We start from the raw sequence: 14654 nt of genomic DNA on the forward strand, positions 1-14654 counted from the left end.
CCGAGGGCGGGCTCGAGGGGGCGCTCGTCTCCATCGACGCCATCGCCACCAACGCCACCATCGCCAGTGCCATCCGCGCCGAGGGCGCCGATTACCTCTTGGCCGTGAAGGCCAACCAGCCGACGCTGCGGGCCGAGGTCGAAGCCTGCTTCGAAGAAGCGCCCGCCGGCACGATCGACACCGACATCCAATGCGACAAGGGCCATGGCCGCATCGAGGAGCGGACTGTCCACGTGCTCCGCGAGGTCGATTGGCTCGTCGGCCAGCGCCGCTTTCCCGGCGAACTGCGCCTGCCCGACGCGGCCTGCATCGTCAAGGTGCAGAGCCGCACCCAACTGGCCGACCGCAGGCGCTTCGACACCCGCTACTTCATCTCCTCCGCCGCCCTCTCCGCCCCCAAGGCGGCCGAGGCCGTGCGCGGCCACTGGGCCATCGAGAACCGGCTTCACTGGGTGCTCGACGTCACCTTCGCCGACGATCAATCCCGCCTCAGAAAGGGCCACGGCGCCAAGAATATGGCCGTCGTCCGCCACTTCGCCCTCAACCTCATCCGCAACGCAACCGACAAGAACTCCCTGAAAACCCGCCGTAAACTCGCAGGATGGTCGACAGACTACCTCGCCGAACTCCTCACATCAGCCCTTCAGTAATTTGGATTCGGAGCCCTGTCGTTACCACCGGACGACGACAGCGCCCCAGGTAAAGCCGCCGCCCATCGCCTCCAGGAGCACCAGGTCGCCACGCTGGATACGCCCGTCCTTGGCCGCCGCATCGAGCGCCAGCGGAATCGAGGCCGCCGAGGTGTTGCCGTGGACATCGACCGTCACCACGACCTTATCCGGCGCGATGCCGAGCTTCTTGGCCGAGGCGTCGATGATGCGCCGATTGGCCTGGTGCGGCACGAACCAGTCGACGTCCTCCGCCCCGATCTTCAGCGCGGCGAACGACTCCTCAATGACGTCGGTAATCATCCCGACCGCATGCTTGAAGACCTCGCGACCTTCCATGCGCAGCTTGCCGACGCTGCCCGTCGAGGACGGCCCGCCGTCGACGAAAAGCTTCTTTTCGTGGGCGCCGTCCGCACGCAGCCGCGACACCAGAACGCCGCGGTCGGCCTTGGTGCCGAGCCCGTCGCCGGCCTCCAGCACGACCGCACCGGCACCGTCGCCGAAGAGGACGCACGTTGTTCGGTCTTCCCAATCGAGGATGCGCGAGAACGTCTCCGCCCCGATCACCAGGGCGCGACGCGCCATGCCGCCCTTGATGTAGAGGTCGGCGGTCGTCAGCGCGTAGACGAATCCGCTGCACACCGCCTGTACGTCGAAGGCGAAGCCGTGATGGATGCCGAGACGATGCTGAACCTGAACGCTGGAGGCGGGAAAGGTGTTGTCGGGCGTGGCCGTGGCCAGCACGATGAGATCGATGTCGGAGGGCTCCAGACTGGCATCGGCCAGAGCCGCGCGCGCCGCCTTCTCGGCCAGCGAAACGGTGGTCTCGCCCTCTCCCGCTATCCGACGGCTGACGATGCCGGTGCGCTGCTGAATCCACTCGTCCGATGTTTCGACGATCTTCTCGAAATCCAGATTGGTCAGGACGCGCTCCGGCAGAGCCGACCCGGTACCCGCGACAATCGATCGCGTTACGCTCATGCGTTTCTCTCCGCCTCGTCCGTCGCGGTATCGTCGGAAGTCCTCAAATGGAAGCCGTTGAGATCGCGCTCGATCTTGTCGTGCAAGTCGTTCTTGGTCATCGCATAGGCGAGATCGATGGCCGCGGCGATCCCCTCGGCATCGGTGCCGCCATGGCTTTTGATGACCACGCCGTTGAGGCCGAGAAAGACGCCGCCGTTGACCTTGCGCGGATCCATCTTGTCGCTCAGCCGGTCGAAAGCGCTCTTCGCCAGAACATAGCCGAGCTTGGCAAGCCACGTCCGCTCCATGGCGGAGCGCAGATAGCCGGCGATCTGCTTGGCCGTGCCTTCCGCGGTCTTCAGGGCGACATTGCCGGTAAAGCCCTCGGTGACCACGACATCGACGGTGCCCTTGCCGAGATCGTCGCCCTCGACGAAGCCGCGATAGTCCAGATGCGGAGCCTCGGCCACCCGCAACAGGCGGCCGGCCTCCCGGATCTCGTCCTGCCCCTTGACCTCCTCGACGCCGATATTGAGCAGGCCAACGGTCGGCCGTTCGATGCCGAACATGGCGCGCGCCATCGCCGCGCCCATGACCGAAAAGTCGATCAGCTGCTGGGCATCGGCACCGATCGTCGCGCCGACATCGAGGACGATGCTCTCGCCCCGCAACGTCGGCCAGATCGCCGCGATCGCCGGGCGTTCGATGTTGGCCATGGTGCGCAGGCAGAATTTCGCCATCGCCATCAGGGCGCCGGTGTTGCCCGCCGAGACCGCGACGTTGGCCTCGCCTGTCTTCACCGCCTCCAGCGTCTTCCACATGGACGAGCGATAGCGCCCCTGGCGCAGCGCCTGGGAGGGCTTGTCCTCCATGCGCACCGACAGCTCGCAATGATGGAAGGTGGATCGCTCCTTGAGAAGCGGACGCTGGTCCAGCAGCGGAGCCACCGCCGCTTCCTCGCCGAACAGGACGAACTGCAGATCAGGATGGCGCTGGAGTGCGATCTCGGCCCCCGGGATGACGACGGGAGGGCCATGGTCCCCTCCCATCAGGTCCAGGGCAACGGTGATACCGGGGGCTCGATTCAAAACTTGCTCGCTTTCATCACTCTCCGCTGCGGTGGATACCACCGCAGCGCGGCGCAAAATAGCCATTCCGCCGACGCTGACAACAGCAGGTTTGTTCGCTCACCCACGATCGTCCGGCCCGGCGGGCTTCAGCACCTTCAAGGACGCGAACGGCGAATCGTCGGCTTGCTCGTCGGTGTCGACGACCTCCTCGAAGGCCGCTCTGGGCGCACGCGGATAGGGATCGAGGCCAAGCGAAAGCACCTCGGTCAAAAGGTTGCCGAGGTCGATGGTCTCGCCCGAAAAAACCTCCACGCCATCGTCGCCCTCGGGATCGAGTTCGAGATCTTCCTTGTCGCGCTCGATCCGACGCGCCAACCGGGAATCAGCCGGCACGTAGAATGCTTCGATCGGTTCGTCGATCGTCTGATGAACCGGCTCCAGCGTCACGACGCACGTCTGGACCACGTTCGCGGCGAGTCGGCCTTGCACGCGAACGCCGTCCGCCCGCCACGGAGCGGCGATCAGCTCCGCCTCGAGTCGTTCGACAGCCGGGATGCCGAGATGGTTGGCCAGCGCGGCGCGTTCGCTCTCGTCCGGAACGCATCGCACAGTCGTGCCCTGCGAAGGAAGCCGGGCCACGGAAACCGGACAGTGCAACGGCGCGGGACCACCATTGTTCGATGAAGACATGGGATTGACCTAGTCGGACAGCCGCCCGCCACGAAGCGCGTCGCTCGGCACGGCATCATATTCTGATTTTCTGCTCAGCATATAGGCGGCCAGGCGGCGGGCTGCATCCTCACCGGCTTCCGGCGGCAGGGCGCGGGTGGCAAGCGCGGCTTCCAGCGCCTGCGAATCGCCCGCCTCGATCGCCGCGTCATAGGCCCCCACCCGAGCATAGAACATCCCGGCCAGCTTACGCATCCGCTTAGGCACAGAAAGATCGCCCACGCCCAGCTCGCGAATCGAATGGTCGAGATCGAGCATGAAACGATCGACGAGCTCCTGCGACAGAGGCCGCAAACTCGGCTCCCCGCGACACCGTGCCAGGATCAGATAGACATGGATGGCCAGCGCCTCGAAGCGTCCCATCACCGTGTCGGGGATGCCGGCATCACCGAAAAGCTCTGGCGTTCGCGCGTGGCTTACGATCTCGCCGTACAGGTCGTCGATGATCTGCCGGTTCCGCTTCCTCGCCTTCAGACGTTCAAACATCGACCCTGCCATCGCTTTGTCGGCAAGGCCGTGGCACAGCAGGCGGTCGATTGCAACGCTCGCCGAGGTGCTTTATCGAAGCTGCCATTGGCAAGCATCGCCAACCGAGCGTGCTGCACCGTCGAACCGCCACATTTTCGCGGCACGGCCCGAAACTCGGCGGCATGCAGATAAGGAGTTGTCGCGTGATCCCTTCAGCCCGTTTCCTCCGGCCCGCCGCAGTATCCGCCTGCCTCGGGGCCGCGGTGCTTGTCAGCGGCTGCCAGACAGGCGAGGTCTTGAACCAAGGCTATATCATCGACGAGCAGACGCTGGACCTGGTGCCGGTGGGGTCCAGCCGCGAACAGGTGCTCCTGTCGCTCGGGTCCCCATCGACCACGGCGACCTTCGACAACGAGGTGTTCTACTACTTCTCGCAGAAGCGGGTCCGCCCGGTGGCCTTCATGCGGCCGAAGATCGTCGACCAGCGCATCCTGGCGATCTATTTCAACGCCGAGGGACGCGTCGAGCGGATCGCCAATTACGGCATACAGGACGGCAAGATTTTCGACTTCATCTCGCGGACCACGCCGACCGGCGGCAAGGACGTGAGCTTCCTCGGCCAGATCCTGACCGACACCGGCAGTGGCGCCGGCGCCGCGCAAAGCGCTCGCGGCATCTTCGGCGGCTAATCGGGCGGCCCCACCGTCGGATCGAAACCAACAAAAAGGCCTCCGCGACGCAGCCGTCGCGGAGGCCTTTTTCGTTCGGGTATCGCTGTCGGGCGAACTTGACCAACGCCCATCAATGCAAATTTTCAAACGAGCCCCGGATCGCTCCATACGGCCGCCCGGGGCCTTTGTTCCTAGAGGTGTGCGAGCACCGCCAGCAGCAGCAGCGCCACGATGTTGGTGATCTTGATCGCCGGGTTCACGGCCGGGCCGGCGGTGTCCTTGTAGGGGTCACCCACCGTATCGCCGGTCACCGACGCCTTGTGCGCGTCCGAGCCCTTCAGATGCCTGACACCCGCCGCGTCGACGAAGCCGTCCTCGAACGACTTCTTGGCGTTGTCCCACGCGCCGCCGCCCGAAGTCATCGAGATCGCCACGAAGATGCCCGTGACGATCACGCCCAGGAGCATTGCGCCGACAGCCGAGAAGGCCTGGCTCTTGTCGGCGATGGCATAGACCAGGAAGTAGACGACGATCGGCGCCAGCACAGGCAGCAGCGACGGGATGACCATCTCGCGGATGGCCGCACGCGTCAGCATGTCGACGGCCCGGGCATAGTCCGGCCGCTCGGTGCCGGCCATGATGCCGGGCTTCTCCTTGAACTGCCGCCGCACCTCGATGACGACGGCGCTCGCCGCGCGCCCGACGGCGGTCATCGCGATGCCGCCGAAGAGGAACGGAATGAGGCCGCCCAGGAACAGGCCGATCACCACGTAGGGGTTGGTCAGCGAGAAGTCCGGGGCGACGCCCTGGAAGTAGGAGAACTCGCTGCTGCCCTCGACCGAGGCCTGCTGCACGAAATAGGCCAGATCGGAGTTGTAGGCCGCAAACAACACCAGCGCACCGAGACCGGCCGAGCCGATGGCATAGCCCTTGGTCACCGCCTTGGTGGTGTTGCCCACCGCATCAAGCGCATCGGTCGACTTGCGCACGTCGCTCGGCAGCCCCGACATCTCGGCGATGCCGCCGGCGTTGTCGGTCACCGGACCGAAGGCGTCGAGCGCGACGATCATGCCCGCCAGGCCGAGCATCGTGGTGACCGCAATGGCAATGCCGTAAAGGCCGGCCAACTGGTAGGTCGCGATGATGCCGGCGACGATGACGATGGTCGGCAGCGCGGTGGCTTCGAGCGACACGGCCAGACCCTGGATCACGTTGGTGCCGTGGCCGGAGACCGACGCCTGGCTGATCGAGCGCACCGGGCGGTAGTTGATGCCCGTGTAGTATTCGGTGATCCACACGATGAGGCCGGTGACGACGAGACCGACGATGCCACACAGGAACAGGCTGAAGCCGCTGATCGTCAGACCGCCAGTGGTCTCGCCGAGCGAGCCGAAGCCGATCGTGCCCCAGGTGGCGATGGCCAGGCCCACGATCGACAGGAGCGTCGATGCCCACAGGCCCTTGTAGAGGGCGCCCATGATGGTGCCGTTGGCGCCGAGCTTGACGAAGAAGGTACCGGCGATCGAGGTGATGATGCAGGCGCCGCAGATCGCCAGCGGAAACAGCATGACGCTCTCGGTCACGGCCGTTCCGGCGAAGGTGATGGCACCAAGGATCATGGTCGCGACCACGGTTACCGCGTAGGTCTCGAACAGGTCGGCGGCCATGCCGGCGCAGTCGCCGACATTGTCGCCGACATTGTCGGCGATCGTCGCCGGGTTGCGCGGATCGTCCTCCGGGATGCCGGCTTCGACCTTGCCGACCAGGTCGCCGCCGACATCCGCACCCTTGGTGAAGATGCCGCCGCCTAGGCGGGCGAAGATCGAGATCAGCGATGCACCGAAGCCGAGCGCGACCAGCGCGTCGACCACCGTGCGGTCCGAGACCGACATGCCGAGAGGCCCGGTCAGCACGTAGAAATAGACGGAGACGCCGAGGAGCGCCAGGCCGGCCACCAGCAGCCCGGTGATCGCACCGGACTTGAAGGCCACCGAGAGCCCAGCGGCCAGCGAGCGCGACGCCGCTTGGGCGGTGCGCACATTGGCCCGGACCGAAACGTTCATGCCGATGAAGCCCGCGACGCCGGAAAGCACGGCGCCGATGGCGAAGCCGATGGCCGCGTAGAGCGACAGGAGCCACCAGCTCAGGAGGAAGACGACCACGCCCACGATGGCGATGGTCATGTACTGGCGCGCCAGATAGGCCTGCGCGCCTTCACGGATCGCACCGGCGATCTCCTGCATGCGGGCCGTGCCCTGGTCGGATGCGAGCACCGACTGGGTCGCCCAGACCGCATAGGCGATCGACAGAACGCCACACAAAATCACTAAGAGCAGAACTGTGGTCATGCCGTCTCCTCGAATTTTGGCCGTCACGGCGGCCTTATCACACGCACATGAGACGACGCGGCTTGAAGCGCGACCGATCATGGCATCGCGCACGCTCTTTATATCAGGTCAGCGGTCCGTCAAGCGCGCCGATCAAGCCGAGCGGCTTCTATCCACGCAGCAAGCCGCGACCTTTGGTCCGACTCAGCCCGACGAGCGCCAGCAGACCGATGCCGACCACCGGAAAGACGACGTAATTCATCGCTTCCCAGCCGGAGGCCGCCAGTATTCGCCCCGACATGAACGAGCTGAACGCGACGACGGCGAACAGAATCAGATCATGCGCGCCTTGCGCCTTGTTCTTTTCGGCCGGGCGATAGCAGTCGGTGACCATGGCCGTCGAGCCGATGAAGGCGAAGTTCCATCCCATCCCGAGCAGGATGAGGCTGAGCCAGAAGTTCCAGATCTCAAGACCGGAGAGCGCCACGACGGCACTCGCCGCGATCAGCCCAAGGCCGGTGGCGACCATCCGCTCCTTGCCGTAGCGGGCGATCAGATCGCCAGTGAAGAAGCTCGGCGCGAACATCGCCATGACGTGCCACTGGATGCCGAGCGTGCTGATGTCGGTCGAATAACCACAGCCGACAATCGCCAGCGGCGCGCCCGTCATCACGAAGCTCATCATCGAATAGCTGCCCACGCCGCAGATCAGCGCCGCGACGAAGCGGGGCTGGCGCATGACCTGCAGGAGCGGACGGGCCGGCAATTCGTCCACACGGTGCGCCTGCCGCTCCGCCTCGGGGGGGCGCAGCAAAGCCAGCACCAGCACCCCCAGCAGGCCGAGCACGGCCGTTCCGAGAAACGCGCCGACAAACTGAGTCGGCAGGAAGCGGTCGGCGGTCAGGCGAACGACCTGCGGTCCGATGACAGCCGCAAACACCCCGCCCGCCAGTACCCACGAGATCGCCTTGGGCCGGAAGCTCGGCGACGCGCCGTCGATCGCGGCGAAGCGATATTGCTGCACGAAGGCGCCGCCGGCCCCGATGATCACCATGCCCAGAGCGAGCAGCCAGAAATTGTGGGTGAACAGCGCCATGGCCGAGACGAAGCCACCGACGGCGGTGATCAGGGCGCCGCCCATGAAGCCGGCACGACGGCCAATGGCCCGCATCAGGGCGGCGGCCGGAAGCGCCGCCAGCGCCACGCCGACATTGAAGCCGGTCACTGGCAGTGTGGCCAGCGACTTGTCCTCCGACAGCAGCCACGATCCGGCCAATGCCGCCACGGCGAATGCGGCAGGGGCGGCGCTGCCGACGGTGGCTTGCGCCGCAGCGAGCACCAAGGCGTTGTGCCGCGAGGTGCGGGCCGACAACGTCTTTGGCGCGGCCAAGGTCATGCCGGCGGCTGCCCCTGCTCGCGCTGCTGTCTCGCGATGCGATCGAGCACCGCATTGACCAGGCGAGGCTCGTCCTCTTCGTAGAAAGCCCGGGCAATATCGATATATTCGGTGACGACGACGGCGACCGGCACGTCCTTGCGATGCAGCACCTCGTAGGTGCCGGCCCGCAGGATCGCCCGCAGCGTCGCGTCAAGCCGCGACAGCGGCCAGTCCGGGGTCAGCGAACCGTGGATCAGCGGATCGATCTCCTTCTGGCCGCGCACGACCCCCGAGACGATGTCGCGGAACCAGGCGGCATCCGCGTCGCGATAGGTGTCGCCGTCGAGTTCCTTGCCGAGACGGAACTCCTCGTATTCGGCGACCGTCTCCAACAGGCCGGTGCCACCGACATCCATCTGGTACAGGGCCTGAACCGCGGCCAATCGGGCGGCGCCGCGCTTGTTGGCCGTTCGCGGGGGGCGGGCATCGCTCATGATCAGGCTCCGAGCTTGGTCCGCAGTGCGATCATGGTCAGCGCCGCTTCGGCCGCGGCGCCACCTTTGTCCTTGCGGTCCTTGCGCGCGCGATCGAGCGCCTGTTCCTCGTTTTCGACCGTCAGGATGCCGTTGCCGATCGCCAGCCCCTCATGCACCGACAGGTCCATGAGGGCGCGCGCGGATTCATTGGCGACGATCTCGAAATGGTAGGTTTCGCCGCGAACGATGGTGCCCAGCGCGACAAAGCCGTCATACTCGACGCCCTCGCCGTCGCTGCCGGTCAGGGCGAAGCCGATCGCCGCCGGCACTTCCAGGGCGCCGGGGACCGTCACCACGTCGTAGCTGGCGCCGGCTGCTTCCAGGCGCGCCTTGGCACCTTCGAGCAGAAAGTCGGCGAGATGATCGTAGAATCGCGCTTCGACGATCAGAAGATGGGGCGCGGATGCCATAGAGCGACCTTATTTCCTTAAAGCTTCGACAGAAGAAAGCTCTCTAAGGCTTTCATCTTCCGAGAAAGATAGCTCGTCCGCATCCTCGAAATGCAACCGCGGCAGCAGGGATGCGACGCGAACGCCGTCAATCCCCGCGCTCGCGCGAGCCGAACAGGCGTTCCGCATAGCGCGCAATCTGATCCACCTCAAGATTGACCTCGTCGCCGACCTCCCGCTCGCCCCAGGTCGTGACCTCCAGCGTGTGGCGGATCAAGAGCACGTCGAAGACATCGTCATCGACCTCGTTGACAGTGAGCGATGTCCCGTCGAGACCGACCGAGCCTTTTCGCGCGATGTAGCGCTTCAGGTCCTGGGGCACCCGGAAACGCAGGCGAACCGCCTCGCCCTCGTTCTCACGGCCGACGATCACCGCCTTGCCATCCACGTGACCCGAGACCAGATGGCCGCCGATTTCGTCGCCCATCTTGAGAGACCGTTCGAGGTTGACCCGGTCGCCCTCGGCGATCTGGCCCAGCGTGGTCAGCCGCAGCGCCTCCTCCCAGGCCTCGACCTCGAACCAGCGCTGGTTCGAACCGGTATCTGGGAGACCGGTGACGGTCAGGCAGACGCCGGCATGGGCGATCGAGGCGCCGATTTCGATCGTCGCTGGATCGTAGCTCGTTTCGATGCGCAACCGTTTGCCTTCATCCAGCGGCATCACGGCTTCCACGCGGCCCACATCCGTCACGATCCCGCTGAACATCAGCCCGCTCTCCTTTCGAACTCGAACATCGCGTCGGCACCATAGCGCGCCTGGCGAACCAGCCGAAAACGCCGGGTCGCCCCTTCGACGGTGATCGGCGCGGCCAATCCGTCCTCGCCGATCACCCGCTCTCCGACCATCAGAACCACGCGATCAACCAGGTCCTCATCGAGAAATGCCGCACCGGTCTTGGCGCCGCCTTCGACCAGAACACTCGCCATGCCGCACGCACCGAGATCCTCCATGAGTTCGGGCAGCGCGATCCGGCCGTGATCGGCATCGGTCTCGCAGGCGATGAAGTCGCAACCGGCGGTCTGAAAGGGTCCACGCCGCGTCGTATCGATGTCGCCGGCGACCGCCAGCAAAGTCGGGGTTTCCGCCGCGCTGCACACCAGCGCCGCCGTCTGCGGCGTCTTCAGAGCGGGGTCGAGCACGATGCGCACCGGCGAGCGATCGGCGAGCCCCGGCAGCCGGCACGTCAGCTGCGGATCGTCCTCCAGGACGGTGCCGACGCCGACCAGGATCGCATCGGACCGCGCTCGGGCAAGATGAGTCTGCGCATTGGCGACCGCACCGGTGATCGCGACCTGCCCCTTCCCTCGGATGCCGATGTAGCCATCTGCCGACAGAGCCATCTTGAGCGTGACCTCCGGCCGGCTCCGGCGGTGGCGCGACAGGTATCCCGAAAGAGCGCGTGCGGCCTCGCCGGCCATCAGCCCCGCCGACACCGCGATGCCGGCCTCGGCGAGGATGGCATGGCCTTTTCCGTTGACGCGCGGATCGGGATCGGCGGCGGCGAAGACCACCCGCGCCACACCGGCCTGCACCAAGGCTTCTGCGCAAGGCGGCGTCCGGCCATGATGGGCGCAAGGCTCCAGCGTGACATAGGCGGTAGCGCCACGTGCACGCTCACCAGCTTCGGCAAGAGCGGCCGTTTCGGCATGCGGCCGGCCCCCCAGCGCGGTGATCCCGCGCCCCACGACGACCGGCCCACCCGGATCGTCGGCGACGATGAGAGTGGCGACCGACGGATTGGTCCCCGTCAGTCCGGCATGACGCTCGCCCAGCCGTATGGCGGCAGCCATCATGCGGCGGTCCAGCGCCCCGTCCTCACGCAGCTTGCTCATGGCTCCATCGGTCCTGACGGCGGTGCGCCTCAGCGTGCCTTTCCCTGATCGACCCGGTCTGCCGTTACTCCGGTCAATTCACCGACCACGGTGGTGAAATCCTTGGCCTCGCGAAAATCGCGGTAGACCGAGGCGAAACGCACATAGGCCACGTCATCGACGCCGCGCAGGGCTTCCATCACCAGCAGCCCGATCTGGTCGGACGGAATTTCCGCCTCGCCCCCAGATTCGAGCTGCCGCACGATACCTGAGATCATGCGCTCGATCCGCTCCGGCTCGACCGGACGTTTGCGCAAGGCAACCTGGACGGACCGGGCCAGCTTGTCGCGATCGAACGGCACGCGGCGCCCGGATTTCTTGACGACCACGAGTTCGCGCAGCTGAACCCGCTCGAACGTCGTGAAACGCCCCCCACAATCCGGACAGACACGACGACGCCGGATCGCCCCGCCTTCCTCGGCGGGGCGAGAGTCCTTCACCTGCGTATCCTGCGAACCGCAATACGGGCAGCGCATGCCTGTGCTCACCCGAGGTCCGGATAGATCGGGAACCGGCTCGTCAGATCGATCACCTTCTGCCGGACCGCCTGCTCCACGGCGGCATTGCCCTCGTCGGAATTGGCCGCCTTGAGCCCGTCGAGCACCTCGGAAATCAGATTGCCGATCTCGCGGAACTCAGCCTCGCCGAAGCCGCGCGTGGTGCCGGCCGGGGTGCCGAGACGCACGCCGGAGGTGACGAACGGCTTTTCCGGATCGAAGGGAATGCCGTTCTTGTTGCAGGTGATGTTGGCGCGGCCGAGCGCGGCTTCCGCACGCTTACCGGTGGCATTCTTCGGCCTGAGATCCACCAGCATCAGATGGTTGTCGGTCCCGCCGGACACGATGTCGAGACCATCGTCCTTGAGCGCCTGGGCCAGAGCCTTGGCGTTGGCCGCGACGTTGGCCGCGTAGGTCTTGAACGAGGGCTGCAGCGCCTCGCCGAGCGCCACCGCCTTGGCGGCGATGACGTGCATCAGCGGTCCGCCCTGCAAGCCTGGGAAGACGGCCGAATTGATCTTCTTGGCGATCGCTTCGTCGTTGGTGAGCACCATGCCGCCGCGCGGTCCGCGCAGCGACTTGTGCGTCGTGGTCGTCACGACATGCGCATGCGGCACCGGCGACGGGTGGACGCCGCCCGCGACCAAGCCCGCGATATGGGCCATGTCGACCATCAGATAGGCGCCGACCGAATCGGCGATTTCGCGGAATCGCTTCCAGTCCCAGAAGCGCGAATAGGCGGTGCCGCCGGCAATGATGAGCTTCGGCTTGTGCTCTTCCGCCCGGCGGGCGACCTCGTCCATGTCGAGCAGATGGTCGTCCTCGCGCACGCCGTACGAGACGACGTTGAACCACTTTCCCGACATGTTGACGGGCGAGCCGTGGGTCAGATGACCGCCGGAATTGAGGTCGAGGCCCATGAAGGTGTCGCCCGGCTGCAGCAGGGCCAGAAACACGGCCTGGTTCATCTGCGAGCCGGAATTCGGCTGGACGTTGGCGAACTCGCAGCCGAACAGCGTCTTGGCGCGCTCGATGGCGAGCGTCTCGGCCACGTCGACGAACTGGCAGCCGCCATAGTAGCGCTTGCCCGGATAGCCCTCGGCATACTTGTTCGTCATGATCGAGCCTTGCGCCTCGAGCACGGCGCGCGAGACAATGTTCTCCGACGCGATCAGCTCGATCTCATGGCGCTGGCGGCCGAGTTCGTCGGAGATGGCACCGAAGATTTCCGGATCGATCTGCTCGAGGCTCGCCGTAAAGAAGCTTTCGGTCGAAATTCCCCGTTCGGAACGGATGGCCTGCGACATGGCGTTCACTCCAATCGTTCGGACGACGGCGGCTGTCGCCCGCTCAAAATGGGCCGATAGCACAGCCCGAACCCTCCCGTCATCAGTCGCGATACCCTTCCGATCCTCCGCCAAAAAGAAAAGGCCGGAAGCGCGAACTTCCGGCCTGAGGTTTCCAGCGGATGCCGTTCGGTCAGAACGGCAGGTCGGATTGTTCCACGGGACTGCCGGTATAGGCGGTCGTGGTCAGTTCGCTCATGGCCAACTGCTCTGCCCCGTCGCGGTGGTAGATATCGTCGCGGAACTGGATCACCTCGGGATCGGTCGCCCACGCGGTGATGTATGTGAAATAGACCGGCACCGGATTGGTGATGTCGATGTCCAGGCGCTTGCGCGACGCGATGACTCCCTCGATGGCCTGGCGATCCCAGCCCGGCTCGTCACGCGCCAGCCAGACGACCAAGTCACGCACGTTCTGGACGCGCACGCATCCCGACGACTCGAATCGCAACAGCTCGGAGAACAGGCTCTGCTGCGGCGTGTCGTGCATGTAGACGGAATACGGGTTCGGGAAGTTGATCTTCACCGACGCCATCGCGTTGTTCTTGCCCGGTTCCTGGCGGAAGAGATACTTCACCGCCTCGTCGGTGTTCCAGTTGATCGTCTCCGGCGGTATCTCGTTTCCGGCCGAATCGAAGATGTGAATGTCACTCTTCTCCAGATAGGTCGGATCCTTCTGCATCAGAGGGATGATATCTTTTCGAACGATCGACGCCGGCGCGTGCCAGTACGGATTGAGATTGAGGTTGGTGATCTTCGAATTGAGGATCGGCGTCTGGCGGTCGATCTTGCCGACGATCGCGGTGTGGCGCTGAACCACGCGGCCATTCTCGACCGCCTCGATCGACGCGGCCGGAATGTTCACCATCACGAAGCGGTCGCCGAGGAAACCCGACATCTCCTGCAAACGGCCCAGATTGGTCTGCAACTGCCCGAGCCGGATGTTGGCCGGAACGTTGAGCGCCTTGTAGGTGTAGGTCGCGACCACGCCGTCGGCCGGCAGGCCGTGGCGGGCCTGGAAGCGCTTGACGGCGGCGGCGACGAAGCTGTCGAACGACTGCGAGACACCGGCCGCTCGCGGCAGATCACCGGACACGATCAGCCGCTGGCGGAGCGCCGAAACGTCCGGGTGCTGCATTCCGAGCTTGAGCGCTACGTTCTCGGGGACCATGGGCCAACCGCCGGCGGCGGCGATCTGCTGATAGGTGTAGATCGCCTGCTGCGTGGCCGAGAGCGTGCCAGGAGAAAAGACCGGCTGGTTCGTGGTGACGGTCCGGGCTCCCGTGGAACGCGTATCGAACTGGTCGTCCCAGTTTCCGCGCGTCGGTGCGCTCAACAGATCGTTCAGCGCGGTTTGCGCAAAGGACGCCCCCGGCAAAAGCGTAGCACCCAGGGCCGCCGCACCCATCAAGATGGCGCGTCGCGACATCAAACCGTCCCCGGTTCGCCGACTGGCGTCTTTCATGATCACCTCTTTAGACATGTGCGCCGGCAGGTCCCCCGGGCGTTGATGGAGCAGGAATATAGGTTGGTCACGATGTTCGCCCAACGGAAGCCTGATCCACGATATTCGTCATACTTGCCAATATGGCTAAAGCATGAAGGTTGTCAGGAGCTTGCGATCACGTTGCCGTCACGAGGAGGATTCTGCGCGTCCTTCGAAAGCGCCCTCTCCTGCTT

At 65.3% G+C, this 14654-nt stretch carries 15 protein-coding genes; 2 read left to right on the forward strand and 13 right to left on the reverse strand.

The window, feature by feature from the left end; all coding sequences use genetic code 11:
• Nucleotides 1-650 (forward strand): ISAs1 family transposase (locus tag SMD10_RS04505; protein WP_331684466.1); only part of this gene is annotated, 650 nt, incomplete at its 5' end.
• Between the two features lie 21 nt (nt 651-671).
• On the opposite strand, the gene SMD10_RS04510 is transcribed toward SMD10_RS04505, so the two are convergent.
• From SMD10_RS04510 to SMD10_RS04525, 4 genes are all read right to left on the reverse strand, one after another.
• Nucleotides 672-1649, reverse strand: coding sequence for a beta-ketoacyl-ACP synthase III (locus tag SMD10_RS04510; RefSeq protein WP_331684467.1), 978 nt, complete (start codon nt 1647-1649; stop codon nt 672-674).
• Nucleotides 1646-2719, reverse strand: coding sequence for a phosphate acyltransferase PlsX (gene plsX / locus SMD10_RS04515; RefSeq protein ID WP_432757185.1), 1074 nt, complete (start codon nt 2717-2719; stop codon nt 1646-1648). The genes SMD10_RS04510 and plsX overlap by 4 nt, the downstream gene beginning before the upstream one ends.
• A 99-nt stretch (nt 2720-2818) precedes the next feature.
• On the reverse strand, nt 2819-3391 hold the full coding sequence (locus SMD10_RS04520; protein WP_331684468.1) for a YceD family protein: 573 nt from the start codon (nt 3389-3391) through the stop codon (nt 2819-2821).
• A gap of 9 nt (nt 3392-3400) precedes the next feature.
• Entirely contained in the window at nt 3401-3916 is a 516-nt protein-coding gene (locus SMD10_RS04525; protein WP_331684469.1) for a ubiquinol-cytochrome C chaperone family protein, read from the reverse strand.
• A gap of 164 nt (nt 3917-4080) precedes the next feature.
• Here SMD10_RS04525 and SMD10_RS04530 point away from each other — a divergent pair, with 164 nt between their 5' ends.
• Complete coding sequence (locus tag SMD10_RS04530; protein WP_331684470.1) at nt 4081-4587, forward strand: outer membrane protein assembly factor BamE; 507 nt, start codon at nt 4081-4083, stop codon at nt 4585-4587.
• 173 nt (nt 4588-4760) lie between these two features.
• On the opposite strand, the gene SMD10_RS04535 is transcribed toward SMD10_RS04530, so the two are convergent.
• The 9 genes from SMD10_RS04535 to SMD10_RS04575 all read right to left on the reverse strand — a co-directional run bounded on the left by SMD10_RS04535 (nt 4761) and on the right by SMD10_RS04575 (nt 14439).
• Nucleotides 4761-6917: a sodium-translocating pyrophosphatase gene (locus SMD10_RS04535; RefSeq protein ID WP_331684471.1), complete on the reverse strand. Its 2157-nt coding sequence runs from the start codon at nt 6915-6917 to the stop codon at nt 4761-4763.
• 148 nt (nt 6918-7065) lie between these two features.
• Complete coding sequence (locus SMD10_RS04540) at nt 7066-8292, reverse strand: MFS transporter (protein WP_331684472.1); 1227 nt, start codon at nt 8290-8292, stop codon at nt 7066-7068.
• Nucleotides 8289-8768 carry a transcription antitermination factor NusB gene (nusB, locus tag SMD10_RS04545; protein ID WP_331684473.1) on the reverse strand — a complete coding sequence of 160 codons (480 nt, stop codon included), beginning with the start codon at nt 8766-8768 and terminating at the stop codon, nt 8289-8291. Before nusB ends, SMD10_RS04540 begins: the two co-directional genes overlap by 4 nt.
• A 2-nt stretch (nt 8769-8770) precedes the next feature.
• Entirely contained in the window at nt 8771-9220 is a 450-nt protein-coding gene (ribH, locus tag SMD10_RS04550; protein WP_331684474.1) for a 6,7-dimethyl-8-ribityllumazine synthase, read from the reverse strand.
• 127 nt (nt 9221-9347) lie between these two features.
• Nucleotides 9348-9965 carry a riboflavin synthase gene (locus tag SMD10_RS04555; protein ID WP_331684475.1) on the reverse strand — a complete coding sequence of 206 codons (618 nt, stop codon included), beginning with the start codon at nt 9963-9965 and terminating at the stop codon, nt 9348-9350.
• The gene (ribD, locus tag SMD10_RS04560; RefSeq protein ID WP_331684476.1) at nt 9965-11092 is read right to left on the reverse strand and encodes a bifunctional diaminohydroxyphosphoribosylaminopyrimidine deaminase/5-amino-6-(5-phosphoribosylamino)uracil reductase RibD; all 1128 of its coding nucleotides are present in this window, start codon (nt 11090-11092) and stop codon (nt 9965-9967) included. The genes SMD10_RS04555 and ribD overlap by 1 nt, the downstream gene beginning before the upstream one ends.
• Nucleotides 11093-11121: 29 nt before the next feature.
• A complete protein-coding gene (nrdR, locus tag SMD10_RS04565) occupies nt 11122-11607 on the reverse strand; it encodes a transcriptional regulator NrdR (RefSeq protein WP_331684626.1) in 486 nt (161 codons plus the stop codon).
• Between the two features lie 8 nt (nt 11608-11615).
• Nucleotides 11616-12935, reverse strand: a complete 1320-nt coding sequence (glyA, locus tag SMD10_RS04570) for a serine hydroxymethyltransferase (RefSeq protein WP_331684477.1) — start codon at nt 12933-12935, stop codon at nt 11616-11618.
• Between the two features lie 172 nt (nt 12936-13107).
• Complete coding sequence (locus tag SMD10_RS04575) at nt 13108-14439, reverse strand: L,D-transpeptidase family protein (protein ID WP_331684478.1); 1332 nt, start codon at nt 14437-14439, stop codon at nt 13108-13110.
• Between the last annotated feature and the right edge of the window lie 215 nt (nt 14440-14654).

This window comes from Consotaella aegiceratis (assembly GCF_036541425.1).
GTDB lineage: Bacteria > Pseudomonadota > Alphaproteobacteria > Rhizobiales > Rhizobiaceae > Consotaella > Consotaella aegiceratis.